Genomic DNA, 10,182 nt, shown 5'->3' on the forward strand with positions numbered 1-10,182 from the left:
TTAAGGCGGCCCGGGCTATTGGCCGTGGGGCATGACGACGATGGCTTTCACCACCGCGCCGGAAATGCCGTCGGCGATGGCTTGATTGATGTCGGCCAAGGGATAGAGCCTGGATATTTTCTCCAGCGGCAGCAGGCCTTGGCGGTAGAACTCGACCAGGCGTGGAATGAATTGCGAGGGCAGGCAATCGCCCATCACGCTGCCCTTGACGGTCCGTCCCCGCAATAAGTTCCATGCGTCGAATTCGACCAGGCTGCCCTGCGGCAGTACCCCCGTCACCACGCAAGTGCCGCGTTCGCGGATCGCGTTCAAGGCGCTGCCGATCACGCTCTTCACGCCGCTCGATTCGAAGGCATGGTGGGCGCCCAGGCCGTCCGTCAACTTGCGCACCTGCTCGGCCACGTCGATCTCGGCGCCGGACAGAATGGTGTGGGTGGCGCCGAGCTCCCTGGCCAGCGCCAGGCGTTCCGGCTTGTTGTCGACCACGATGCGGCTGGCGCAGCCGACGATGTTGCAGGCCATCAGGGCGCTGAGTCCCACAGTGCCGGCGCCGAAGATCACCACGCTGCTGCCGGCCTCCGGCTTCAGTGTGTTGATGACGCCGCCGGCGCCGGTCATCACGCCGCAGGCCAGCGGTCCCAGCCAACGCAGGTCGACATCGTTCGGCACCTTGACCAGCGAGCTGTGGTGGGCCACAGTGAAGGTGGCGTGCGAGGATTGCGAGAAGAAATGACTGTGCACGTCGCTGCCGTTGTCGTGCATGCAAACCGAGCCGTCCAGACGCGAGCCCATGAAATTCATCGCCAGGTGTTGCACACAATAGGCCGGCTGGCCCAGCCGGCAGGACTCGCACACGCCGCAGGAACCCATCGACAGCACGACGTGGTCGCCGGGCGCGAACTGGCGCACTTGGCGGCCGACCCGTTCGACGATGCCGCTGCCCTCGTGGCCGAGCACGACGGGAGTCGGGGTCGGCAGGTAGCCGTCGCGGACATCGATGTCGGTGCGGCAAATGCCGCTGGCGATCACGCGAACCAGGACCTCGTCGTCGCGCGGCTCGTCGAGTTGCAACTGCGTCACGTCGAGTGCCTGTTTCGCCGCTCGGACTAGCGCTGCGGTAATTTCCATCGGTATCTCCTTAGCTGGAATGAATCAAACGGCGACAGTCTAGGAGCCCTGCCTCTCAACGCGCTAGTCGCTAAAAGTGGGCTGCTGCTTCCCATGGGCGGGACGGCGCGGCGCCCCATCCGCTTCGTATAATGGCCGCCCTTTCAGCGTAAAGACGTCCCGCCGTGCTCGATCTCAACGACCTGCAATACTTTGTGATGGTGGTGGACCACGCCGGTTTCGCGCCGACGGCGCGGGCGCTGAGCATCCCCAAATCCAACCTTAGCCGGCGCATCGCACTGCTGGAGCAACGCCTGGGCGTGCGCCTCATCGTCCGCAATACGCGGCATTTCAAGGTGACGGAATTGGGCCAGGCCTACTACGCCCATTGCCGCGCCATGCTGGCCGAGGCGGCGGCGGCCGAAGCGGCGGTCGCCATGAGCCGCACCGAGCCGGGCGGATTGCTGCGCCTGGTTTGTCCGGTGACGCTGCTGGAGGAATGCGTGGGCGGCATGGTCAGCCGTTTCATGGCCGCCTATCCGCGTGTCGAGGTGCATCTGGAGTCGAGCGACCGCCATGTCGACGTGGTCGCCGAGGGCGTGGATATCGCGCTGCGCGTGCGGCCGCCGCCGTTCCAGGATTCGGAGTTGGTGAGCCGGATATTGTCGGAGCGCCAGCAATGCCTGGTCGCCAGCCCGGCGCTGCTGCGGCGCATCGGCCAGCCGCGCGCGCCGGCGGACTTGTCGCGCTTCCCCAGCGTCCACCACGGCAGCCCGCAGCGCGACTACAGCTGGACGCTGCTGCATCGCGACGGCGAACAGGCCACGCTGGTCCCCCACGTGCCGCAACTGGTGACCAAGGGACTGGCGATGTTGCGTTCGGCGGCGCTCGATGGGGTCGGCATCGCGCAGATGCCGATGTCGCTGGTGCACGACTACATCGCCCGGGGCGAGTTGCTCGAGCTGCTGCCCGAGTGGGCGCCGCAGTTGCAAATGATCTACGCGGTGTTCCCCACCCGGCGTGGCATGCTGCCGTCGGCGCGCGTGCTGATCGATTTCATGGTCGAACAGTTCAAGGCGCTGGACGATCCGGTGCGCGGCATGCGCGTGGTGCCGGACTGAGCAAACCGGCTCGATGGCGCGGCCGACGGAGCCTTCGACAGCCGGCATGGTCAGTACAGAAATAATAGTTACTAGTTAACTTTTGTTACAAATAAATCCATTTAAACAAATACCAATATGTGACCACTTCGGATAGTATACATTCCAATGTAAGACCACATTGCAATAAAGTAAGCATCTGGTATCACCAAGCTTACTTCCTGCATGGCCAGTATCACAAGCACATTGGAGTGGAAATATGTTCGGAAACAGAAGATCCCTGGTGTATTTTTCGCTGTTTTTTGTCCTGTACGAGCTGGCGGTTTATCTGTCGAACGACATGATCATGCCGGCGATGCCGCAGGTGGTGCAGCAGTTCCAGTCATCCAGCCGCTACATCGGCATGTCGCTCAGCCTGTATATCCTGGGCGGCAGCCTGTTGCAGATCTTCCTCGGCCCGCTGGCCGACCGCGTCGGCAAGCGCAAGGTGATGTTGTTCGGTAACGCGCTGTTCCTCGTCGCCACCTTCCTCGTGCCGTTCTCGCAGACCATCACCGAGTTCCTCACCATCCGCTTCTTCCAGGGCATGGGCTCCTGCTTCATCTTCATCGGCTACGCCACCATCCACGAATTGTTCGACGACGCCGAGGCGGTCAAGCTGACCACCATCATGGGCAACACCACCGTGTTCGCGCCGTTGATCGGCCCGGTCGTCGGCAGCGCCATCATCGCCGTGGCGCCGTGGCAGGCCATCTTCGCGGTGGCCTTCGGTTTGGGCGCGGTGGCCTGGCTGGGCCTGTTCCGCTTCATGCCGGCGCACGACGCCGCCGCACCCAAGGCCAGTGTGCGGGAGATGGCGGCCAGCTACCGCAAGATCTTCGGCAACCGCAAATTCATGTTCGGCATCTTCATCGCCGGCATCTCCATCACGCCGCTGACGGCGTGGATAGGCTTGTCGCCGGCCATCATGTTGCAGGGCATGGGCGCCTCCTACGGCAGCTACATTTTCTACCAGTGCGTGATCTTCTCCGGCTTCATCCTCAGTACGGTGGCGATCCAACGCCTGGGCGACAACTTCTCGCTCAGCCGCTTGCTGCGCCAGGGCGCCGTGCTGGCCCTGCTCGGCATGCTGGCTGCCGGCGTGCTGCGCGACAACGGCCACCTGTTCATCGCCGCCATGTTCGTCTTCTCGGCCGGCTTCGGCCTGTTCAACGGCGCGCTGATCCGCATTTCGCTGACCGCCACCGGCGAGTCGATGAGCCTGACCTCCTCGGCGATGAGCCTGCTGTACTGCGTCTACATCTCCGCCGGTTTGGAGATCTACAACCTGGTTTGCGAGCACTACGCCTACTCGCTGGCCTCGTATGCCTTGTTCAATGTACCGCTCGGCCTGGTGATCTGCCTGGGCCTGTTCCACCTGGCGCGCCGGCACGACGCCCGCCAGCCGCGCCCGGCGCTGGCCGCCGCCGCGCTGTAGCAATCGACGGCAGGCGCTGCGCCGTGCGCGCGCCGCTGCGCGCGGTCCAGCGCGACCGGCGCTGTCGCGAAGTCGTTGTATGAAAGTAGAACCTCCGCATTTCCTCTGACGCTTTTTCGCTGGATGAGAACATGATGAATTTCGATCTTGAATATGAAGTGCTGATCAAAGACCTGAAGTCGGCGTTTATGGCTTGCAAACAATGGGAGGCCTTCTGCCGCCAGGACCCGCAAGTGCAGCGCGAACACGCGCTGCGCCTGCGCATCCTGGAGGAGGGCTACCGGCGCCGGCTGGCCGAGCTGCGCTCGCTGGTGAAGGAGAATTTCGCCCGTTTCGACGCGCGCAACATGTCTTCGCTGACCGGCATCCCGACCCAGAGCCTGGCCGCCGACGAGCTGCTGATCCACCGCATCTGGATGGGCGGCGGACTGCCGGCGCTGGCGCGCGAATCGGTCTGCCAGTGGGAGGCGGCGATCACCGAGGTGGGCGCGGTCAACGAGCAGGAATACCGGCTGGCGCTGTGGGTGTGGGACGCCGAACAACTGGCCCACGATCCGGCCTTCCGGCCGTCGCGCGGCGGGCCGCGGCAGGTGATCGGCAGCTACGTGGTCGGCCGCAACATCCTCACCGTGCACGGCCTGCGCGCCTTGGCGCAGCAGTGCTCCGGCGGCGCCATCGAGCTGCTTGAACAGCTGCACGACAAGCGCTACTTCGTCAACCTGGCCGACTATTTCCGCCTGTTGATCCTGCGCGAATTCGGCGGCATCTACCTCGACGCCGACACCATGCCCTACCGCTTCGCCACGGCCCTGCTGGCCAAGCCGGAGGTGCCGGACTACGTCAACTTCGAGGTCGACCCGGTCTCCGGCCAGATCAGCGCCAACTTCGTCTCCTGGCTCAACCTGTTCAGCGACGAGAACGGCCTGCTGATCGCCAAGCGCGGCAATTCGGCGCTCAAGCAGATCGTCGAGCAGATGAACGCCAACCTGGCGTTGATGGACGACAGCGTGCCGGACAAGGGGGACGGCTCGGACGCGCCGGCGCGCTACGCCGGGCGGCTGCACGACGCCACTTACGGCGCATGGCACCGCCACCTGGGCCGCACCTTCCTCAGCCACCACGAGATGGCGCAGTGCCACGCCATCCTGCACGACGGCAAGGTGGAGAGCCTGATCAGCGGCCTGGCCGGCATGCGCCTGCGGGTCGATGCCATCAGCAACGCGGCCATGCCGCTCAGCGCCGCCGAGGAGCGCAGCTACCAGCGCTGCGTCGACGCGCTGGAGCAGTTGGACTGGAAACTCGACCGCGCCGTCGACCTGGAGCGCGTCGCCGACGTCACCTGGGTGCGCGAGGTGCCGCGCATGGCCTACGCGCCGCAACTGCGGGCCCAGCCGGAGAGCTGCAACTACTACTCCTTCCTGTCGCAGGACGCCAGCCTGGACCGCGTCAACTCGCTGTTCGCCGCCTACCTGATGAGCAAGAACAGCGAGCGCATCCGCCGCGGCGACTTCTGGTGCAAGACGCGCGGCGCCGAGCCGCTGGAGCACGCCGCGCCGCGCCGCGCGCGCCACAGCCGCGTCGAACTGTACGAGCCGTCATGAGCGCCGCGCCGGCATCCACCATGGGGCGCAGCGCCCCGGCGGTCCACTTCGTCGCCGGCGCCGAGGTGGCCGACGCGCACCGCGACCGCATGGCCGAGCTGCTGTTCGCCACCAGCTATCTGGAGTACTGCTCGGTCGGCAACAAGCTGCAACTGCCGCTGCCGCAGTTGCAGCGGCTGCAGAACATCGAGCCCTATATCGACCACGTCTACGGCATGTACGACGCCGAGCGCAACTTCACCGGCTTCTTCACGGCGGCCACCGTCGAGGAGTTCGGCCGGATTCCGGCCGCCTCCTACTACCGCGACGAGGTGCGCGCCATGGACGACGCCTACGACGCCTTCGTGCGCCAGCACACGCGCGCCGGCGACCTGTTCGTCGCCAGCCTGGCGGTCGAGGCGCGCTATCGCGGCCAGGGCCTGCTGACGCCTCTGCTGGGCGAGGTCGAGCGGCTGGCGCGCAGCAAGAACAGCGGCCGCATCGTGCTCACCGTGTGGGAGCGCAGCGACGCCCTGCGGCTGTATCTGAAGAAGGGCTTCAGGATCTGCGGCAGCTTCGGCTACGCCTATGAGCTGTTCTTCGAACGGCTGCACTTTCTCGAATACGACACCTTCGCCAAGACGGCGGCTTTGCCAGGAGACTGAGATGGACGACACAATAGAAAGCATCGGCAAGAACAGCATCGAGCAACGCAACAAGTCGACGGTGGGCACGGCGGGACTGCGGCTGAACGACCGCTCCTCCGGCGCGCCGTTGCGGGTGTTGTCGGAACAGGACTGGCAGTGCTGGACGCGCAACGGCTACGTGGTCGTCAAGCAGGCCGTCGAGCGCGACAAGATCGACAATCTGGAGCGCCTGGCCTGGGAGTTCGAGGAGATGGAGCGCGACGATCCGGGCACCTGGTATCCGCCGCAGAAGTCCGCGTTGCGCAAGACCGTGTTGAGCTACAACGCCGGCATGATCGAGTTGTACAACCACCAGTACCTGTGGGACGCGCGCCAGACGCCGCGCGTGCACGACGCCTTCGTCGACATTTGGGGCACGGCCGAGCTGTGGGTCAGCATCGACCGTTTGAACTTCAACCTGCCGCCCGAGCCGGGCTTCGAGTTCAAGAGCTTCATGCACTGGGACTACGACCCGGACACCGATCCGCAGAACGTGCAGGGCGTGCTGTCGATCAGCGACCAGACCGACCCGGAGGTGGGCGGCTTCGTCTGCGTGCCGGAGGTGTTCCGCGACTACGCCGGCTGGCGCGCGCGCCAGCCGGCCGACTGGGACTGGTATCGTCCCAACGTGGCCGACCAGACGCTGGTGCCGGTGCCGCTGGAGAAGGGCGACCTGCTGATCTTCAACAGCAAGCTATGCCACGGCATCCGGCAAAACGTCTCGCGCCAGAAGGTGCGGATGGCGCAGTACATTTCGATGATGCCGGCCCAGCCGGACAACGCCGAGCTGCGCGACTGGCGCATCCGCTCGTGGCGCGAGCGCCTGGCGCCGCAGGGCTACAGCCTGCAGGGCGACCCGCGCGGCCTGGAGCAGAAGCGCTACCAGACGGCGCGGCTGAGCGAACTGGGCGAACGTTTGCTGGGCCTGCGGCCGTGGCGCGAATAGCCCGCGCGGACAAAAACAGACGGAATTTTTTAATGGACCAAATAGGGGACAAACAGATGGCACAACTAAACTTACAACAAAAAATCGGACAACTGTTCATGGTCGGCTTCGACGCGCTGGAGCCGAACGAGGCCATCACCCGGCTGATCCGCGAGCAGCGCATCGGCGGCGTGATCCTGTTCCGCCGCAACGTGCACACGCCGGCCCAGGTGTCGGCCTTGTGCCAGCAGCTGCAGGCGATCAACGCCGAGGTCAGCGACGAGCCGCTGCTGATCGCCCTCGACCAGGAGGGCGGCATGGTGATGCGCATCGAGCAGGGCGTCACGCCGATCCCCGCCGCGATGGCCTTCCAGGCCGCCGGCTCGGTGGCCGACTGCGAGCAGATGAACTTCGTCAACGGCGACGAGATGCGCCAGATCGGCATCAACATGCTGCTGGCGCCGGTGCTGGACGTGAACAACAACCGCCTCAACCCGGTGATCGGCGTGCGCGCTTACGGCGAGGACGCCGCCACGGTGATCGAATACGGCATGGCGGCGCTGCGCGGCCAGCAGGGCGCCGGCATGATCGTCACCGCCAAGCACTTCCCCGGCCACGGCGACACCGGCACCGACTCGCACTACGCCATGGCCTCGGTGACGCACGACCAGGAGCGTCTGCGCGCGGTCGAGCTGGCGCCGTTCCGCGCGGCGGTGGCGCAGGGCGTCGACGCCATCATGACGGCCCACCTGGCCTTCCCCGCCTTCGAGCCGGACGCCGGCGTGCCGGCCACCTTGTCCAAGGCCGTGTTGACCGGCCTGCTGCGCGAGGAGATGGGTTACCAGGGCGCGATCATCTCCGACTGCCTGGAGATGGGCGCCATCGCCGACGGCGTCGGCGTCGCCGAGGGCGCCGTGCGCACCCTGCAGGCCGGTGCCGACATCGTGCTGATCTCGCACCGCGAACAGCAGCAGCGCGCCGCCATCGCCGCCGTGCTGGCGGCGGTCGACAGCGGCGCGTTGCCGCTGGCGCGCATCGACGAGGCGCTGGCGCGGGTGCGCCACCTCAAGCAGGTCGGCGCGGTGCGCGACTGGCGCGCCCGGCCGGCGCTGCCGCAGGGCTTGATGAAGGCCGAGGCGCTGGCGCTGGCGCGCCGCGTGCAGCAGCAGGCCTTGACGGTGGCCGGCGCCTTCCGCCCGCTCGACCCGACCTTGCCGATCACGCTGATCACCGTCGAGGTGCGCAACCGCAGCGAGATCGACGAGGTGGCCAGCGCGCGCAACCAGGAGGCGCGCAGCTCCATGCTGGACGGCCTGCGGCGGGCCGGCATGGCGGTGCGCGAGTACGCCCTGTCGGCCGAGGCGCCGGCGCACGAGGTGGCGGAGGCCATCGCCTTCGCCGAGGGCGCCCGGCAGATCGTGGTGCAGACCTACAACGCCATGCTGGTCGAGGGCCAGCGCCACCTGCTGGCGGCGCTGCCGGCCGAGCGCCTGTGGGTGGTGGCCGGACGTCTGCCCTACGATCTCGAACTGGCGGTCGGCGCCCAGGGCCGTCTGGCGGCCTACGGTTGTCGCCCGGCGGCGCTGGAGCCGGTGGTCGAGCGCCTGCTCAGCGCGGCCTAGGCGGCCCGGCCGGCGCGAACCCGCCGGCCGCTGCTCCGGCCGTCGCAGCTTTCCACTTGCCGCAAGACCGCGGCGCGCCGGATCAGCCGGCCGCGTCCGACTCCAGCCAGACCGCGCCCGGCCCGCGCGCCGCCAGCATGTCGGCCGGGTTGCGCAGGCGGCAGCGTTCCAGCGACAGGCAGCCGCAACCGATGCAGTCGTCGAGCTTATCGCGCAGCCGTTCAAGCATGCGGATGCGCTCGTCGAGGCGGGCGCGCCAGGCCAGCGACAGCCGGGTCCAGTCGTCGCGGGTCGGCGTGCGGCCGTCGGGCAGCGACCGCAGCGTCTCGGCGATCTCGGCCAGCGGCACGCCGACCCGCTGCGCGGTGCGGATGAAGGAGATCCGGCGCAGCACGTCGCGCGGGTAGCGGCGCTGGTTGCCGGCCGTGCGGCTGCTGTGGATCAGGCCCTCGGCCTCGTAGAAGTGCAGCGCCGAGACGGCCACGCCGCTGCGCTTGGACACCTCGCCCACGCTGAGGGAAAACTTGATGCCCTCGCCACATTGTTGCTCCATCGTCGATGCCCCCGTTGAATTCGCGCTTGACATCAATCTTACTTGAGGTTTTACACTGGGTCCAGTTGCACCTTTACTTCAAGAAAGGCATCGTATGCTGAAGAAACTGGCCAGAGCGCCGACGACGCTGTTCCGCGTCGATAAATTCATCGTTCCCGCCGCCGCCCGCGACGAGTTCCTCGACCAGGTCAGCCGGACCGGCGCGCTGCTCGGCAGCTTGGACGGCTGCCTGCAGAGCCATATCCTGGAACAGCAGTCGCGTTCGGGCGACGTCAACATCGTCACCATCGTCGAGTGGGACCGCGCCGAGTCGATCGAACACGCCCGCCACGAGGTGCGGGCGATGCAGCGGCGGATGGGCGTCGATCCGCAGGAGATGCTGCTCCGTCTGGGCATCCGCGCCGACATGGCCAGCTATAGCCAGTTATAGCCAATCTGCTGGCGCCGTTCCGAGACCATCGGCAGCGATTGCTCGGCCAGCGCCTTCAGTTCGGCCAGTCCGCTGGTGCTGGCGTTGAGCGTGCCGTCGGCGATGTTCTGGAATTCGATGTCGGGATGGACCGTCAGCAGCATGGCGGCGACGTCCATGTTGTTGTAGGCGTCGAGGTAGCGGTCGACCAGCGTGCGCATTTCAGTGGGATTCATTGTGGGCCTCCAGAGTTTGCTGCATGGCGAAGCTGCCTATAATGCAATATTTCCAACTCAAAAGGCAAGTCCATGCGCATCCTCTTTTTCGCCGGCCTGAGCGCCGCCCTCGCGCTGTTGGCCTCGGCCAACGGCAACGCCCAATCCGGGTCGCAGTCGCCGGCCTCGCCGTACGCGGTCGAGGCATGCCAGAGCGGCTGCTTCGCCGTGCGCGCGCAGACCCGTTTTTATTTCGGCGACAGCTCGCGCTCCTACCGCGTCTGCGCGCTCGACGCCTTCGACGCCAAGCTCAGCGTGGACGGCACCGAGGTCCGCGTGCCGGGCAACTCGGCCGGCCGGCGCGGCTGCGCCGATGTCGCCGGACGCGACTTGACCCTGCTCGACGGCAATGCGATGGTCGGCCGTCTGCCGCAGTAAGCGTGGTGGCGGGGACTGGGCGGCGGCGCCGCTTGGCCGCTTGACTTGAGGGCACCGTTGAAACCCCGTC

11 protein-coding genes are annotated in these 10,182 nt (G+C 66.6%); 8 read left to right on the top strand and 3 right to left on the bottom strand.

Translation table 11 applies throughout. The annotated features are described in order from the left end of the window. Nucleotides 1-15 precede the first annotated feature (15 nt). Entirely contained in the window at nucleotides 16-1,128 is a 1,113-nt protein-coding gene (locus H7U20_RS04540) for an NAD(P)-dependent alcohol dehydrogenase (protein WP_199518409.1), read from the bottom strand. Between the two features lie 164 nt (nucleotides 1,129-1,292). Here H7U20_RS04540 and H7U20_RS04545 point away from each other — a divergent pair, with 164 nt between their 5' ends. The 6 genes from H7U20_RS04545 to nagZ all read left to right on the top strand — a co-directional run bounded on the left by H7U20_RS04545 (nucleotide 1,293) and on the right by nagZ (nucleotide 8,497). Continuing rightward, nucleotides 1,293-2,228, top strand: a complete 936-nt coding sequence (locus tag H7U20_RS04545) for a LysR substrate-binding domain-containing protein (protein WP_199518410.1) — start codon at nucleotides 1,293-1,295, stop codon at nucleotides 2,226-2,228. A gap of 238 nt (nucleotides 2,229-2,466) precedes the next feature. After that, on the top strand, nucleotides 2,467-3,684 hold the full coding sequence (locus H7U20_RS04550) for an MFS transporter (protein ID WP_199518411.1): 1,218 nt from the start codon (nucleotides 2,467-2,469) through the stop codon (nucleotides 3,682-3,684). Between the two features lie 131 nt (nucleotides 3,685-3,815). Beyond that, on the top strand, nucleotides 3,816-5,285 hold the full coding sequence (locus H7U20_RS04555) for a glycosyltransferase (protein ID WP_199518412.1): 1,470 nt from the start codon (nucleotides 3,816-3,818) through the stop codon (nucleotides 5,283-5,285). Then, nucleotides 5,282-5,929, top strand: a complete 648-nt coding sequence (locus H7U20_RS04560; RefSeq protein ID WP_199518413.1) for a GNAT family N-acetyltransferase — start codon at nucleotides 5,282-5,284, stop codon at nucleotides 5,927-5,929. The genes H7U20_RS04555 and H7U20_RS04560 overlap by 4 nt, the downstream gene beginning before the upstream one ends. A gap of 1 nt (nucleotide 5,930) precedes the next feature. After that, a complete protein-coding gene (locus tag H7U20_RS04565; protein ID WP_199518414.1) occupies nucleotides 5,931-6,896 on the top strand; it encodes a phytanoyl-CoA dioxygenase family protein in 966 nt (321 codons plus the stop codon). A 56-nt stretch (nucleotides 6,897-6,952) separates the two neighbouring features. Then, complete coding sequence (nagZ, locus tag H7U20_RS04570) at nucleotides 6,953-8,497, top strand: beta-N-acetylhexosaminidase (protein WP_199518415.1); 1,545 nt, start codon at nucleotides 6,953-6,955, stop codon at nucleotides 8,495-8,497. Nucleotides 8,498-8,579: 82 nt separating this feature from the next. Here nagZ and soxR read toward each other — a convergent pair whose 3' ends face one another. Beyond that, nucleotides 8,580-9,050, bottom strand: coding sequence for a redox-sensitive transcriptional activator SoxR (gene soxR / locus H7U20_RS04575; protein ID WP_199518416.1), 471 nt, complete (start codon nucleotides 9,048-9,050; stop codon nucleotides 8,580-8,582). A 94-nt stretch (nucleotides 9,051-9,144) separates the two neighbouring features. Here soxR and H7U20_RS04580 point away from each other — a divergent pair, with 94 nt between their 5' ends. Further along, nucleotides 9,145-9,480, top strand: a complete 336-nt coding sequence (locus tag H7U20_RS04580) for a beta/alpha barrel domain-containing protein (protein ID WP_199518417.1) — start codon at nucleotides 9,145-9,147, stop codon at nucleotides 9,478-9,480. On the opposite strand, the gene H7U20_RS04585 is transcribed toward H7U20_RS04580, so the two are convergent. Further along, on the bottom strand, nucleotides 9,465-9,695 hold the full coding sequence (locus H7U20_RS04585; RefSeq protein ID WP_199518418.1) for a nuclear transport factor 2 family protein: 231 nt from the start codon (nucleotides 9,693-9,695) through the stop codon (nucleotides 9,465-9,467). The genes H7U20_RS04580 and H7U20_RS04585 overlap by 16 nt on opposite strands. 72 nt (nucleotides 9,696-9,767) lie before the next feature. Between H7U20_RS04585 and H7U20_RS04590 the strand changes: the two genes are divergently transcribed. Then, the gene (locus tag H7U20_RS04590) at nucleotides 9,768-10,112 is read left to right on the top strand and encodes a hypothetical protein (RefSeq protein ID WP_199518419.1); all 345 of its coding nucleotides are present in this window, start codon (nucleotides 9,768-9,770) and stop codon (nucleotides 10,110-10,112) included. The last annotated feature ends 70 nt before the right edge of the window (nucleotides 10,113-10,182 follow it).

It is taken from the genome of Rugamonas violacea (assembly GCF_016461825.1).
Lineage (GTDB): Bacteria > Pseudomonadota > Gammaproteobacteria > Burkholderiales > Burkholderiaceae_D > Rugamonas.

Bases quoted from the DNA above. Each gene is read 5' to 3' on its own strand.
- H7U20_RS04540 (WP_199518409.1), bottom strand. From the start codon at position 1,128: ATGGAAATTACCGCAGCGCTAGTCCGAGCGGCGAAACAGGCACTCGAC.
- H7U20_RS04550 (WP_199518411.1), top strand. From the start codon at position 2,467: ATGTTCGGAAACAGAAGATCCCTGGTGTATTTTTCGCTGTTTTTTGTC.
- H7U20_RS04555 (WP_199518412.1), top strand. From the start codon at position 3,816: ATGATGAATTTCGATCTTGAATATGAAGTGCTGATCAAAGACCTGAAG.
- H7U20_RS04560 (WP_199518413.1), top strand. From the start codon at position 5,282: ATGAGCGCCGCGCCGGCATCCACCATGGGGCGCAGCGCCCCGGCGGTC.
- H7U20_RS04565 (WP_199518414.1), top strand. From the start codon at position 5,931: ATGGACGACACAATAGAAAGCATCGGCAAGAACAGCATCGAGCAACGC.
- nagZ (WP_199518415.1), top strand. From the start codon at position 6,953: ATGGCACAACTAAACTTACAACAAAAAATCGGACAACTGTTCATGGTC.
- soxR (WP_199518416.1), bottom strand. From the start codon at position 9,050: ATGGAGCAACAATGTGGCGAGGGCATCAAGTTTTCCCTCAGCGTGGGC.
- H7U20_RS04580 (WP_199518417.1), top strand. From the start codon at position 9,145: ATGCTGAAGAAACTGGCCAGAGCGCCGACGACGCTGTTCCGCGTCGAT.
- H7U20_RS04585 (WP_199518418.1), bottom strand. From the start codon at position 9,695: ATGAATCCCACTGAAATGCGCACGCTGGTCGACCGCTACCTCGACGCC.
- H7U20_RS04590 (WP_199518419.1), top strand. From the start codon at position 9,768: ATGCGCATCCTCTTTTTCGCCGGCCTGAGCGCCGCCCTCGCGCTGTTG.